Raw genomic sequence first — 12,852 nt, 5'->3', positions numbered from 1 at the left:
TCTTGTCAGGTTGTACAATATCTATATGAATTTTGGATTAGACAGGCACTAGGTTTGTACCCTTTTTCCCCTAAATTCCACTGGAGTCTAAAAGGCTAGTCCATGGCAAATGACCAGTGTACCTTGAACTGCACGGTTGCCCGGATTATTTTTGTGATAAAATAGGTAGGAAAATAAAATCTGGAGGCTACTATGCTGACTTTTGAAGAAAAACTGGCTATCATTGAATCTTTTCCGGAGCTTGAACGAGTAAATGTGTCACTCGGCCGGGTGAATTTCCAATTTAATGAAAGTGTCTATGAAAAGAAAAATGTCGTATACCATTTGCATCCCAATGGAAATGGGTTTGTTTATGCTGGCCGTTTGCAGGGCTATCAGACGGATGAAAAGGGGATGGTCAACATCCGGGACTATTCAGCTGAGGAGCTAAAAAAGGTAATCGGGGAATCCATTCAAAGCTTGTCTGCTGAGGAAAAACCAGTGGAGGAAGCCGCTATTGTTGGGGACAACCAAGAGGAGCGGTGGGTGAATAAAGATAATCAAGTTCTTTTGTTGATTAATGAAGACGATTTTTGGAATATCTATTTCGGCTTAAACCTGGAGGAATCCTTTGCGACATATGAGGAAGCAGAAGTGTTTCTGGTTGAGGAAGGGTTTAGACGGGGTTAGTTTTAAAGAGACGCCGTAAACAAAAAGCAAAAATGCTAGTGCAACTAGCATTTTTGCTTTTTTTGTCTACCATCTTACCCCAATTAAAATGCAGCTTACCCCGAGGAAGATCCACAAAATTTTAACGACCGAGATATTTCCCCCGACAAGCCCCAGAACTCCGATTGTCGTTGTCAGAATAAGGATAATCGGCCCTACCAGTGCCAATGAACTATTTACAATGAGAGCTTTTTCAACCGAATTAAATTTAAGCATCAAAAACGCGGCAAAGATTTCGATGCTGCCGGATAGTATTCTTAATAGGGCCATTCCCAATACCACTTTTTCAATGAAAATAAACATATGTACCCTCCGTCCAAGCTTTGTTTTGTGGATAGTCTACATTCACTATGGAAACTTTTTCAGACCTCTACACATTGCCAATAAGGCGGTGTGAGCAGAGCTAGGCTTATCCTATTCCATTTCTGAAAAAGCATATTTTTTCCACTCAACTTGTCTAAAGTAATTTGTTTATGCGGCGCTCCGCCCCTTTACCCTAGTAATGGTTCTGTCACATTATATGATGGCTTCCCCAATCGCAGGACAAGTTTTATGAAAAGTTTTGACTATCGAACAAACTCCTTCCAAAAGGCATAATTTTCTATTTGCGGGTTAAAGTAAAAAAAGGTAATGATGGCGGAGGATTCCTCAGCAAGAAAAAATAAAACTTGGGGTTTGACGAATGAAAAAATTTAAAAGGACCAGCTTTGCGCAAAAACAAAAAGCTGTGGAAAGTGATGAAACGAATAAAGAGATTCAGAAGGATATAGCAGACAACATTGAAATATTGGAAGACCTGTTCAAGGACTGTTCCGACATCGTCTTCCGGCCGATTCTAGCAGGAAGGGTCAAAGCATATTTATTGTTTGTGGATGGCTTTATTGATTCTTCCTCGATTGAGATGCACGGAATACGCCAGCTAATCGAAGACCTGGAAAGCGAGCGGATTACGGCTGACATTATAAAAGAAAGAGTTGTTTCGATTAGTTCAGTTGATGAAACCCCCAAATTGGATGAGGTTGTCAGCAATGTTCTAAAAGGAAATACGGTTCTGTTAGTTGACGGTGTTACCAAGGCAATTATCTTTGATGCAAAAGGCGGGAACCGCAGGGGCGTGTCAGAGCCGACAACAGAATCGGTTATCCGGGGCCCAAGGGAAGGGTTTACAGAAGCATTGCGTCCCAATACAGCCTTAGTCCGCCACAAAATTCGCTCAAACCGGTTAAAAATCTTATCCAAAGATATTGGCGAAGAAACCAAAACAGGGATTGCGATTCTTTATGTCGAGGGATTGGCACAGCCCGAACTGTTGGAGGAAGTGTTATCCCGGCTTGATCGAATCAAAATTGACGGGATTCTGGAAAGCGGCTATATTGAGGAGTTTATCGAGGACAGCCCTTGGAGCACGTTCCCGCAAGTACAAAATACGGAGCGGCCAGATACGGTCGCTGCCAATCTGCTTGAAGGAAGAGTTGCCATTATCGTAGACGGGACGCCATTTGTGCTGATAATTCCGGCGACCTTTTGGCAATTTTTTCAGTCAAACGAGGATTATTACAGCCGTTTTCATATTTACACCTTTTTAAGGCTGCTCAGGGTGTTTTTCTTATTCATCGCCATGACATTGCCCGGAATTTACGTGGCAGTCACAACGTTTCACCAGGAAATGATTCCCACTTCTTTGCTGTTTAGTATCGCAGCAAGCAGGGAGGCCATTCCGTTCCCGATGTTCTTTGAGGCTTTGATTATGGAAATTTCATTTGAGGCATTGCGGGAAGCGGGAGTGCGACTGCCGCAGGTTGTCGGGCAGGCCGTTGGGATATTGGGAGCGCTCGTCATTGGGTCGGCAGCCGTTGAGGCTGGGATCGTATCGGCACCGACCGTTATCATCGTTTCGATTACAGGAATAGCCTCGTTTACCATCCCGCGATACAACATGTCGATGTCGATAAGGATGCTTCGATTTCCGTTAATGATATTGGGCGGAATGTTTGGATTATTTGGTGTAGTATTAGGCACCCTCCTTGTGTTAACCCATCTTTGTAAATTGCGTTCCTTCGGTATTCCGTACTTTTGGCCTGTCGCCCCTATCTCATTTAAGTCATTAAAAGATGTACTTGTAAGAGTGCCATGGTGGGCGATGGATCGGAGACCAAGTCAATTGGTTAAGGAAGATAGGACAAGACAAGCAGATAACCTCATGCCATCACCTCCAAAAGTTGGAGAGGAAGGGAGTTCATGATGAGAAAAATACGTTTCCTGCTGATCCTCCCCTGTTTCTCCGTTTTGTTGACCGGTTGTTGGGACCGGACCGAAATTAACGATAATGCCTATGTGGTTGCATCCGGAGTCGATAAAGGGGAAAAGAACAAAGTCCGATTTTCTGTTCAAATTCCTCTTCCTAGCTCCTTGGGCGGTGCCGGGTCTAGCGGCGGTGGTGGTGGAACGAGTGGGGAAGGACCTACCTTAATAACCCAAGGGACGGGAAGAAACATCCGGGAAGGAATGGAAGATATCCAAATTAGATTATCGAGAAAGCTGTATTTTGCCCATCGCCGGGTAATTATTATTGGTGAGGATCTGGCGAAGGATGGAATTTTAGAAGTAGTTCGTGCGGTTTTCATGCAGCCGCAGTCCCGATTGTCTACCTATCTTGCGATATCAAAAGGAGACGCCGTGAAATTGCTCGAATCACAGCCCAGAATGGAACAATTTTCGGCTGAGGCAATCAGAGAAATGGCCAAGGCCAGTTCAAACAGGACTGTAATGGATGTGCTTCAGGATTTGCAGCGGCCAGGAAAAGACCCAATTGTCCCCGTTATCGATACAACTGGCACCCTTAAAGAAGATGATAAGGGCAAGGAGGTCGTCATGAGACAATTTGCAGTACTGAAACAAGATAAACTTTCGTTTTTTACGAACGAAAAGGAAACGCAAGGGATTCTTTGGCTTCTAGGAAAAATGAAAAAGAAATCCTTCACCTTCTCCACGATGGAAAATAAGGAAATTACCCTGCAAATTATTGATAATCATGTCAAAACGGATTTGAGCATGGAAGCAGGAAAGCCGGTGTTTGAATTAAAGATCCGTGCGACCGGCACCATGCTTGAAAATGAGCCGAACTTAAGAATAGAGGATCCGAAGACATATTATATGATTATTCGAAAAATGGAAAAGGAAATAGAAACAAATGTGAATCAAATTCTAAGGCATTCCCTTTCGGAAGGGATCGATTTTTATGGTTTTGGCTGGCATTTATATAAAAACCGATACCAGAGATGGGAGAAGGAATGGAAGAAGGATTGGGAACGGCTCTTGCCGCAATTGAAGGTTAAGGTTAACGTTGATGGTGATATTCAGAGAAGGATGAACTCAGGAAAGGTCGAGAAGGGATGACAAAATGCACCAAAGTATAGTTTTGATTTGGCTGTCACTTTTCATTTATATATTGATTTCATGGAAAGCCAAAATCATCGGAAAAAAAGAGCGAAAATGGATGTATCTATTGGTCGCCGCGGCACTAGGGTTCTCCATCGTGGCCGGACTCAATATCTCCCTGCACGGTGTGACCTCATTTATGAATCATACATTTGGCAGACTTTCAAGAATGGTTGTGAATATATGACCCAGAGAATATCCAATCTTCAATTAATTTTATTGGTCGCCAATTTTATCTTCTCGGCTTTCGTCATTAGCCTGCCGCAAATCATTGTTCATGTTAGCGGCCAGAATTCTTGGCTCGTTCCGATTATTTTGTTTCCTGTCTTCTGGCTGGTTGTCTATGTGCTTATTGGGAAAAGAAGAAATATCGATCATGTTAAGGATCTGTTTGCGATTGGAAAGAAAAGCAGGGGGATGGAGAAAGTCTTTATCCTCGTCTTCTTTCTCTTTGTGTCGATTGCCTTTTTGGCGGACCTGCGAGCCTTGTTGGATTTTATTGCTTCCGTGCTGTTGCCGAGTACACCGTTGGATATTTTAATGATTCTGACCATTTTCATTATTATTTACATCAGTATGGCTGGTTTGGAGGTCATATCAAGGATCAATAGCATCCATTTTTTTATTCTAGTGATAACCGTATTATCATTGCCCTTGCTATTATTGAATGAGTGGCAGCCTGGAAATTTAAAACCGCTTCCCAGCATTTCCAATATAATGGATATAATAAAATCTGCCTATTTTATATCTTCATGGCTGGGAGAGATGATTCTATTCTTGATTATCATTGCGAGTGTGAATCCTCTTAAGCAAGCGAGAAAGGCAGTCATTAGTGGGACGGCGCTAGGTTTTCTGCTAGTTTTCATTGTCCTATTCATGGAAATCATCGTTTTAGGTACAAATATTGTTATGGAAACCACGTATCCAACGTACATTCTAATCCAACAAATTAATATCACTGATTTTTTGGACAGACTTGATTTAGTATTAGTGTCGGTATGGATCCCTTGCATGGTAACAAAATTGGCCTACATGCTTTATGCGATTAATTATTGCCTTGGTTTTTTCTATAAATCAAATACTAATAAATTTTTGTTCCCGATTGCTTTCATTTTTGGATACCTATCGCTGTTGTTATTTAAAAATAGCATGGAGCATACTCATTTTTCTTTCTATTCATGGGCTTCACTGGGCCTCGGGTTGGAAGTTCTTCTGATCTTATTGTTTCTCTTTGTCAGGAGAAGTGCTAGTAAACATCACGAGAAGTCGTTAAATTCAATGTGATTACAGGATTGCTTCATTCCCTAGTACAAGAAAAAACACGGTTTTCCACCGTGTTTTCTTGTTATGGTTAGAACGGGACTGGGATAGTCACAGTTTCCAAAGCAGGGGGCTAAATTAATTTCAATCCGCTAAACAGAATCATAATCGCCATCACGGCTCTTAGAGGTTTAGCTGGTAACTTTGAAGAAAAGGTACTGCCGATCAGGACACCCGGGATGGAACCCATAAGAAGATTCATCATTAATAAGTAATCGACATTGCCGATACCGGCATGCATTAATCCGGCAGCGGTGACCAATAGAAAGGCATGGGCAATATCGGTGCCGACAAGTTGGGAAGGACTCATCCTGTAAAGATACAGCATTGCCAAAGCAAATAAGGAACCGGAGCCAATTGAGGTTAAGCCAACGATAAAACCAAGGATCGCCCCAATCATGATGGTAAGCGCCTTTTTTTCATGAAGTGGCTTTAATTGCAGGCGATTCCATTCCAGCCTTTTTTTCATAAAGGTCTTTACGAGGGTGGCAATGGCAACAAGGATGAGAACGTATCCTAATGCATGCTTGATGATCTGCTCCTGGTTATGAAAAAAAGAATCAAATAGGTGGAGCATCCCTACGGCTATAAGTGCACTTGGGATACTACCAATGGCCAGATATTTTACCAGCCTAAAATCAATCGTTTTTTGCCGCCAATGCTGAATCGAGCCGAACAATTTGGTAATTGAGTTATAAAACAGGTCTGTTCCGACAGCAATAGATGGGCTGATTCCCAATAAAATCAGGATAGGTGTTAAAAGGGCTGCCCCGCCCACTCCAGTCAACCCGACCATAAAGCCAATCAACAGCCCCATGACAATGATGCCAATACTCATTAGGCACACACTCCAATATCTCTAGACTACATTTCATCAATAAAATATGAAGTAGTTAAATGCCTTGTCAGCCCATTTCTAAAAAAAAATGAGGGCACAAGCCCTCATTTTGTGAAATATTCGGTTATTTCTCCTCTTCTTTCTCATTTAGCTTGATTTTTTTACAGCCGACATACAGGCAGGAGAAAACATCGAGACCTGGTTTTGCTTTGGTCATACCTTTGATATAGGGGGTGACCAAGTCCTTGAAATCCTCGCCTACACCTTCCTCCTCCAAAATCCCATACACAAACAGCTTTTTTTCATCAAATAAAAAGGCAACGTTCCCAACGGCTTTATTAGCGGAATCCACCACATTTAGTACCTGATATTCGGGTGTAATTACTTCAGGCGAAAAATATATTTGCAATCCATTCCACTCCTTTAGCTAAACTGCAATTTTTCAAATAATGTATCGGTTTCTTTTTCTTTAGATGGTTCTTTTTTCGCAACATGAATCAGTACCATACAAAGCAGGGCGCAAAACAAGGTTAACCCGGCCGTCGTTAGGAACATGCCTGGCCGCGACCAATCCATCAATTTACTAAAGATTGGCGGTCCGATGGCGACTCCCAAAAAGCGGACAGAACCATACAAAGATGTCACAAACCCTCTTCTGTCTGTAGGAACAGAGCCTGTGATAAAGCTGTTAATACATGGCAGGACGAGGCCAGTCCCAATACTGCTGACGACAAGCACAGAGAAAAACGGCACCAGTTTTTTAAAGAAAATTAACGATGCAAAGGATGTCGTCATTAGTAGCAATCCCAAAATAATCAAGGTTTTCATCAGTTTCATTCTTTTTCCGATTTTACTTCCCGTAATGTAGGAGGTCGTAGTCATAAACAACAGTGGGATTGCCAGTATGGCCCCCTTTAGGACCCCATCAATTCCATGATCTTTTTCGAGAATATCGGAAATGTAAAACAAAATCCCAAATAGGGTGAATAAACAGACAGCACCGGTTAAATAAGCGGCTAATAGCCAGCGCCCTTCTGTTTTAAAGACGGATACCAGCCCTTTAACATATTTTCCAATAGGAGGCGGCTCTTTTTTCGCTTTCTTTTCCTTGATAAAAAAGATGGTTAACAGTATGGAAAACAGGCAAAATATTGGAAATGCAAAGAATGCCGCATACCAGAACAAAAGGGCGAACAATGAACCAATAATTGGGCTGATGACCTTGCCAAACCCATTCGATGCTTCCACCAAGCCCAGAACTTTACTCTGCTCTCCACCTTTAAATAAATCGCCTGTCAATGCCATGGCAATGGGGGCCGTTCCCGCAGCGCCAATTCCCTGGGCAATCCTCCCGGCAAGAATCCAGGTATAGGAATTGTCGAACCAGGCAGCGGCAGCCCCGGCTAATAGCCCGCCGCTACCATAAAGGATCAGCGCCGGAATGATGACTGCCTTCCGTGTAAAACGGTCAGAAAAATAGCCCAGTACCGGGATTGATATCGCTGCTGCTATAGAAAAGACCGAAATGACCAAGCTTACTTGAAACTGAGAAATACCAAGCTCCGTTTTCATTTTCGGCAGAATCGGTATTAACATCGAATTACCCAACACTAATATGAGCGGGATGGAACCAATGGCAGTAATGGTCATCCCTTTATGTTTTTGCTTTGGCAACAGAGTGCACCCCTATCGTTAGAATAAGCTATTTTAGTGTGTGAAAGGGGCCTGAAGTTTATTCAAGGCGAATGCCTAATTTCTAATGAATTGACCTATAATTTACACATTCACCCATTTTTTGAATACTCTATCCTAGAAAAAAAGGAGGAGGAACATTGCCTATGGATTTTTTAACCCTTCCTGTCCGCACACAAGGAAACCGAACGTACGGCTTGACCTCAATAGCTGATTTTGGAACGCCAATGGGAGAATTAGGGAATATATTGGCAGATTACAGCCACATCATTGATATTGCCAAAATCGGTATTGGCTCTGCGTATGTTACGCCAAACTTAAAGAGAAAAGTGGATTTATATAAGGATTATCAGATTAAGCCCTATTGTGGAGGCACCTTATTTGAAAAATGCTACTATCAAAACAAAATCCCAGAATATATTGACTATTTGAAAAATCTGGGAATTGAATGGGTCGAGGTTTCAAACGGCACACTCGATATCCCGCTGGCGACACGACTAGAAATGATTACGATGTTAAAAGATGACTTTCATGTCATTGCCGAGGTGGGATCAAAGGATACAGAAAAAGAAATGTCACTTTCACAGTGGCGAGAAGAAATGAAGCAGCTGCTCGATGCCGGATGCGAATATGTCATCACCGAAGGAAGAGATTCAGGAACTGCCGGGATATATGAAAGTTGTGGCTCGGTCAAATCAGACTTAATTCGCGAGCTTGTAAAGGATTTGGACCAAAACAAAATCATTTTTGAAGCACCAACACCAAAGCATCAAATGTATTTTATTCGGGAATTGGGACCAAATGTTAATTTGGGCAATGTCAAGTTAACCGATGTTTTAATGCTGGAAGCCCAGCGCTGTGGCCTTAGAAGTGAAACGTTTTATTTGGAGGACCAGACATGCAAATTACCTTAATCCGCCATTTGCCGACCAATTGGAATAAAAAGCGGAAACTTCAAGGGAAGCGGGATATCGAAATTTCTCCGATTACTGATGAGTTTATTCGTGGTATCGAAGAGAATCGCTGCTTATTGAATGAGCTCGCTCCATTTGATGTGGTTCTCGCAAGTAGCTTAAAACGGACGCATCAAACCGCTGAAGCATACGGCTTCGACGCTGAAACAGAAGGATTGCTGGATGAATTGGATTTTGGGCCGCTTGAAGGGTATCCCAAAGGGAAATTGGTTGAAGCGTATGGGGAGGAATGGATCGATAATCCATTGGACTTGGTTCTTGGCGAAAGTCTTATTGATTTCGAAGAACGAATCGTCCAATTTTTAAAAAAGTATCGATACTATCAAAATATTTTAGTATTTGGTCACGGCTCCTGGATTCGGGCGCTGATTTCATACTATAAATACGGTCATATAAACCGGATGAACAAAATGGTGCTGGAAAATAATTCTATAGTCACATTGAAATTGGGGGAGTGAGGATGACAGGAGAGCTAACCTATGAAAATTGGGATGAACAAAAAGTGGCTGGTATTATCGAAGGGCAGAAGGATTATTTCGATGTCCTGAAGTGGACATATCAGGAATATGGCGAAGAGGTTGTTTACGCCTGCAGCTTTGGCGCCGAAGGTATCGTATTAATTGATTTAATATCCAAGGTTAACAAGCAGGCGAAAATTATCTTCCTCGATACCGGACTTCATTTCGTGGAGACATACGAATTAATTGATCAGGTGCAGGACCGCTATCCCACCCTAAAAATTGAGATGATAAAACCAAAGCTTTCGTTAACAGAGCAATTCGAACAATATGGCGGAGAACTATGGAAGGAGAATCCCAATCTTTGCTGCCAATTAAGAAAAGTCGCCCCGCTAAGGGAAGCGTTATCGGGTGTAAAGGCCTGGATATCAGGCCTGAGACGGGAGCAATCGATTACCCGGAGCAAGACCCAGTACATCAATAAAGATGAAAAGTTTCAAAATATCAAGATTTGTCCGCTGATCCATTGGACATGGGACGAAATTATGACGTATATCGATTTAAACAACCTGCCTTATAACCCATTGCACGACAAGGGCTATCCAAGTATTGGCTGCGCGCCATGCACCCTCCCAGTGAAGGATTCGGAAGACCCGCGGTCCGGCAGGTGGGCAGGACAATCAAAAACAGAATGCGGACTGCATCAATTATAGAGACAAAAACTATTTTTGGGGAGGGAAAACCAGTGAGTAAAAGCATTCCCCATGGCGGGAAATTAATCAATCGAATCAATCTTACCCATTTTGTGGATTATTCGTTGAATGTTGTGGAACTGGATAATTTAGAATTAAGCGATTTAGAGCTAATCGCCAATGGCGCCTATAGCCCGCTGGAAGGCTTTATGGGAAAGGCTGATTATCAATCAGTAGTGCAGGAAATGAGGCTGACCTCAGGCTTGCCGTGGTCGTTGCCGATTACCTTAGCCGTAAGTATCGAGAAGTCGAATGAATTATCGGTTGGTGAAACCGTTCACCTCACTCATAACGGTACGGTTTATGGCATGATGGAGATTGCCGAAAAGTTTGTCCCCGATAAAAAGACAGAGGCCAAAAATGTTTACAAAACATCGGATTTGGCGCATCCCGGTGTAAAAAAACTGTTTGACCGTCCGGAAATTTATCTTGCCGGTCCGATTACCTTGACTGCCAGACCCGAGAAAGGCCAATTTGAAGAGTATTATTTGGACCCTGTGGAAACGAGAGACAAATTTCGTACTTTGGGATGGGATACAGTTGTCGGGTTCCAAACGCGCAATCCAGTCCACCGTGCCCATGAATATATTCAAAAGTCCGCACTGGAAACGGTCGACGGCTTATTTTTGAATCCGTTGGTCGGCGAGACGAAGGCTGATGATATTCCTGGCGAAATCCGGATGAAAAGCTATCAGGTGTTATTGGAAAATTATTATCCAAAAGACCGGGTGTTCCTATCGGTGTTTCCTGCCGCGATGCGTTATGCCGGCCCGCGAGAAGCGATTTTTCATGCCATTGTCAGAAAAAACTTTGGCTGCACTCATTTCATTGTCGGTAGGGACCATGCTGGTGTAGGGAACTATTACGGGACCTATGATGCGCAAAAAATATTTTCCAACTTCACTGAAGAAGAGCTTGGCATCAAGCCGTTGTTTTTTGAACACAGCTTTTACTGCAAAAAATGCGAGAATATGGCATCTGAAAAGACCTGCCCGCATGACAGGCAATTCCATGTGATTTTATCGGGAACAAAAGTAAGAGGGATGCTGCAAAATGGCGAACAGCCGCCGAAGGAATTCAGCCGTCCGGAGGTTGTCGCCATTCTAATACAGGGGATGCAGGAAGTTTATAAATTAGAAGGTGTCGGAAATGGAGAAAAGTAGGCACATTACATGGCATCATTCAGCCGTTACCAAATTGGACCGTCATCTCGTAAATGGGCATAAAAGCTGTGTACTTTGGTTTACCGGGTTATCGGGATCGGGAAAATCAACCTTGGCAAATGCTGTTGATTTGGCTTTATATCAGGAACGCTGCAAAAGCTATGTACTCGATGGCGATAATATCCGCCATGGGTTGAACAAGGATTTGGGTTTTGGTGCCCACGATAGAAGGGAAAATATCCGCCGGATTGGGGAAGTGGCAAAACTGTTTGTGGACAGCGGCCAAATCGTATCCTCCGCTTTTATTTCCCCTTTCCGCAGTGACCGGGAAATCGTCCGTAAGCTATTTGAGCCAGGTGAATTTATAGAAATTTACTTGCATTGTCCAATTGGAGTCTGCGAGGACAGGGATCCAAAGGGATTGTATAAGAAAGCGAGACGAGGGGAAATTCCGGAGTTTACCGGAATATCCTCACCCTATGAAATTCCTGAACATCCGGAAATCACAATTGAAACGGATAAAACAAAAATCGAGGAATCGGTACAGCAAATTTTAAGCTTTTTAAAATCAAAGAAGATCCTGTAAAAAAGGGTCTTCTTTTTACCTTCTCCGCCAATTCGCGGTTAAAAAAAGCAGTTTTCGAAACCTTAACTCATAAATGAAATCAATGATATTGGTGGAGAAGAATTGACAAATGACCGCGTAAAGAACGATCTTATAATCAATCACCAGTGCGGTTAGCAAGAAGATCAACAAATTAATCCCCATCATTACTTTTCCCGGACTCCATTTTTTATAGGAGGCAATCATTAATGCCGGGATCACCATACCACCGCTCGATGCTCCTGCGCGAATCAACAGCCCAACGCCAATTCCAAAAAAGATGCTGCCGCCAATCATGTCAAACCACACATGAATGTGTGAATGCGGCACGGATGTCGTAATGATACTGACAACAGTGGATGTGGTGGCCACTGAAAGAATGGTTCGGAATGTCCATGTATAGCCAAAATATTTCAAGGCAAAAAGCAAAAACACAATATTGGCGAGCCACAAGGAAAAACCTAGTGACAACCCAAACCAATGATTCATTAAGATGGCCAAACCCGCTGCCCCGCCGGAAGGAATGGAGTGGGGAAATAAAAACAGGGACATGGACATGCCTTGCAGGGTGGCCCCAAAAAATAAACAGGCATATATTAATAGTGTTCTATTCATCGCCAATTAATAAAACTTCCAGTAAATCCACGGATTTTTCATATTTCTTCGCCCCCTGGGACTTGCCTTCCTTGTCCATTTTATGAGGAAATAAAAAAGAATATGAAAGTTTGTTTTGCAAAGATATGTATTTACTCCTTTAAAAAATCTGTAAAGGTTTTTTCCCAACTTATGAAAATAGGTAAATTACAATCTATATATTGAATCTCCCAGCCATTACCATTAAAATTATTTTAGAAAAACCGCAAAAATCAGTGCCAATCTGCTAAAAATCTGGTAAGTTTGAACTA

Annotated in this window: 15 protein-coding genes; 10 read left to right on the top strand and 5 right to left on the bottom strand. The window is 42.5% G+C overall.

The annotated features are described in order from the left end of the window. Nucleotides 1–192 precede the first annotated feature (192 nt). Nucleotides 193–669, top strand: coding sequence for a hypothetical protein (locus M3234_RS11215; RefSeq protein WP_262304811.1), 477 nt, complete (start codon nucleotides 193–195; stop codon nucleotides 667–669). 66 nt (nucleotides 670–735) lie between these two features. On the opposite strand, the gene M3234_RS11210 is transcribed toward M3234_RS11215, so the two are convergent. Further along, entirely contained in the window at nucleotides 736–1,011 is a 276-nt protein-coding gene (locus M3234_RS11210) for a YqhV family protein (RefSeq protein ID WP_262304810.1), read from the bottom strand. Between the two features lie 379 nt (nucleotides 1,012–1,390). Between M3234_RS11210 and M3234_RS11205 the strand changes: the two genes are divergently transcribed. From M3234_RS11205 to M3234_RS11190, 4 genes are read left to right on the top strand one after another with little or no spacing between them, the layout of a single operon-like run. After that, nucleotides 1,391–2,950, top strand: a complete 1,560-nt coding sequence (locus tag M3234_RS11205) for a spore germination protein (RefSeq protein ID WP_262304809.1) — start codon at nucleotides 1,391–1,393, stop codon at nucleotides 2,948–2,950. After that, complete coding sequence (locus tag M3234_RS11200) at nucleotides 2,947–4,104, top strand: Ger(x)C family spore germination protein (RefSeq protein WP_262304808.1); 1,158 nt, start codon at nucleotides 2,947–2,949, stop codon at nucleotides 4,102–4,104. The genes M3234_RS11205 and M3234_RS11200 overlap by 4 nt, the downstream gene beginning before the upstream one ends. Nucleotides 4,105–4,108: 4 nt before the next feature. Next, nucleotides 4,109–4,333, top strand: a complete 225-nt coding sequence (locus M3234_RS11195; RefSeq protein ID WP_262304807.1) for a hypothetical protein — start codon at nucleotides 4,109–4,111, stop codon at nucleotides 4,331–4,333. Beyond that, nucleotides 4,330–5,430, top strand: coding sequence for a GerAB/ArcD/ProY family transporter (locus M3234_RS11190; RefSeq protein ID WP_262304806.1), 1,101 nt, complete (start codon nucleotides 4,330–4,332; stop codon nucleotides 5,428–5,430). The genes M3234_RS11195 and M3234_RS11190 overlap by 4 nt, the downstream gene beginning before the upstream one ends. Before the next feature lie 109 nt (nucleotides 5,431–5,539). Here M3234_RS11190 and M3234_RS11185 read toward each other — a convergent pair whose 3' ends face one another. The 3 genes from M3234_RS11185 to M3234_RS11175 all read right to left on the bottom strand — a co-directional run bounded on the left by M3234_RS11185 (nucleotide 5,540) and on the right by M3234_RS11175 (nucleotide 7,981). After that, nucleotides 5,540–6,304, bottom strand: a complete 765-nt coding sequence (locus tag M3234_RS11185) for a sulfite exporter TauE/SafE family protein (protein WP_262304805.1) — start codon at nucleotides 6,302–6,304, stop codon at nucleotides 5,540–5,542. Between the two features lie 124 nt (nucleotides 6,305–6,428). Beyond that, nucleotides 6,429–6,713, bottom strand: a complete 285-nt coding sequence (locus tag M3234_RS11180) for a hypothetical protein (RefSeq protein ID WP_262304804.1) — start codon at nucleotides 6,711–6,713, stop codon at nucleotides 6,429–6,431. Between the two features lie 14 nt (nucleotides 6,714–6,727). Then, complete coding sequence (locus M3234_RS11175) at nucleotides 6,728–7,981, bottom strand: MFS transporter (RefSeq protein WP_262305007.1); 1,254 nt, start codon at nucleotides 7,979–7,981, stop codon at nucleotides 6,728–6,730. Between the two features lie 161 nt (nucleotides 7,982–8,142). Here M3234_RS11175 and M3234_RS11170 point away from each other — a divergent pair, with 161 nt between their 5' ends. Genes M3234_RS11170 through cysC form a run of 5 tightly spaced genes read left to right on the top strand, consistent with a single transcriptional unit; the run spans nucleotide 8,143 to nucleotide 11,929 of the window. Beyond that, nucleotides 8,143–8,910 carry a phosphosulfolactate synthase gene (locus M3234_RS11170; RefSeq protein ID WP_262304803.1) on the top strand — a complete coding sequence of 256 codons (768 nt, stop codon included), beginning with the start codon at nucleotides 8,143–8,145 and terminating at the stop codon, nucleotides 8,908–8,910. Further along, complete coding sequence (locus tag M3234_RS11165) at nucleotides 8,895–9,428, top strand: histidine phosphatase family protein (protein WP_262304802.1); 534 nt, start codon at nucleotides 8,895–8,897, stop codon at nucleotides 9,426–9,428. The genes M3234_RS11170 and M3234_RS11165 overlap by 16 nt, the downstream gene beginning before the upstream one ends. Nucleotides 9,429–9,430: 2 nt before the next feature. Continuing rightward, nucleotides 9,431–10,141: a phosphoadenylyl-sulfate reductase gene (locus tag M3234_RS11160; protein WP_262304801.1), complete on the top strand. Its 711-nt coding sequence runs from the start codon at nucleotides 9,431–9,433 to the stop codon at nucleotides 10,139–10,141. Nucleotides 10,142–10,173: 32 nt separating this feature from the next. Continuing rightward, nucleotides 10,174–11,343 carry a sulfate adenylyltransferase gene (sat, locus tag M3234_RS11155; protein WP_262304800.1) on the top strand — a complete coding sequence of 390 codons (1,170 nt, stop codon included), beginning with the start codon at nucleotides 10,174–10,176 and terminating at the stop codon, nucleotides 11,341–11,343. Then, complete coding sequence (gene cysC, locus M3234_RS11150; protein WP_262304799.1) at nucleotides 11,330–11,929, top strand: adenylyl-sulfate kinase; 600 nt, start codon at nucleotides 11,330–11,332, stop codon at nucleotides 11,927–11,929. Before sat ends, cysC begins: the two co-directional genes overlap by 14 nt. 15 nt (nucleotides 11,930–11,944) lie before the next feature. Here the strand turns inward: cysC and M3234_RS11145 are convergent, their stop codons facing one another. After that, nucleotides 11,945–12,562 carry a YitT family protein gene (locus tag M3234_RS11145; protein ID WP_262305006.1) on the bottom strand — a complete coding sequence of 206 codons (618 nt, stop codon included), beginning with the start codon at nucleotides 12,560–12,562 and terminating at the stop codon, nucleotides 11,945–11,947. Nucleotides 12,563–12,852: the final 290 nt, after the last annotated feature.

The organism is Neobacillus niacini, assembly GCF_023715785.1.
In the GTDB taxonomy this organism is placed as follows: Bacteria; Bacillota; Bacilli; order Bacillales; family Cytobacillaceae; genus Neobacillus; species Neobacillus niacini_E.
This window is presented reverse-complemented; position numbering and strand designations above follow the sequence as displayed.

Bases quoted from the DNA above. Each gene is read 5' to 3' on its own strand.
- M3234_RS11190 (WP_262304806.1), top strand. From the start codon at position 4,330: ATGACCCAGAGAATATCCAATCTTCAATTAATTTTATTGGTCGCCAAT.
- cysC (WP_262304799.1), top strand. From the start codon at position 11,330: ATGGAGAAAAGTAGGCACATTACATGGCATCATTCAGCCGTTACCAAA.
- M3234_RS11170 (WP_262304803.1), top strand. From the start codon at position 8,143: ATGGATTTTTTAACCCTTCCTGTCCGCACACAAGGAAACCGAACGTAC.
- M3234_RS11145 (WP_262305006.1), bottom strand. From the start codon at position 12,562: ATGAATAGAACACTATTAATATATGCCTGTTTATTTTTTGGGGCCACC.
- M3234_RS11185 (WP_262304805.1), bottom strand. From the start codon at position 6,304: ATGAGTATTGGCATCATTGTCATGGGGCTGTTGATTGGCTTTATGGTC.
- M3234_RS11215 (WP_262304811.1), top strand. From the start codon at position 193: ATGCTGACTTTTGAAGAAAAACTGGCTATCATTGAATCTTTTCCGGAG.
- M3234_RS11210 (WP_262304810.1), bottom strand. From the start codon at position 1,011: ATGTTTATTTTCATTGAAAAAGTGGTATTGGGAATGGCCCTATTAAGA.
- M3234_RS11165 (WP_262304802.1), top strand. From the start codon at position 8,895: ATGCAAATTACCTTAATCCGCCATTTGCCGACCAATTGGAATAAAAAG.
- M3234_RS11195 (WP_262304807.1), top strand. From the start codon at position 4,109: ATGCACCAAAGTATAGTTTTGATTTGGCTGTCACTTTTCATTTATATA.
- M3234_RS11160 (WP_262304801.1), top strand. From the start codon at position 9,431: ATGACAGGAGAGCTAACCTATGAAAATTGGGATGAACAAAAAGTGGCT.
- M3234_RS11205 (WP_262304809.1), top strand. From the start codon at position 1,391: ATGAAAAAATTTAAAAGGACCAGCTTTGCGCAAAAACAAAAAGCTGTG.
- M3234_RS11200 (WP_262304808.1), top strand. From the start codon at position 2,947: ATGATGAGAAAAATACGTTTCCTGCTGATCCTCCCCTGTTTCTCCGTT.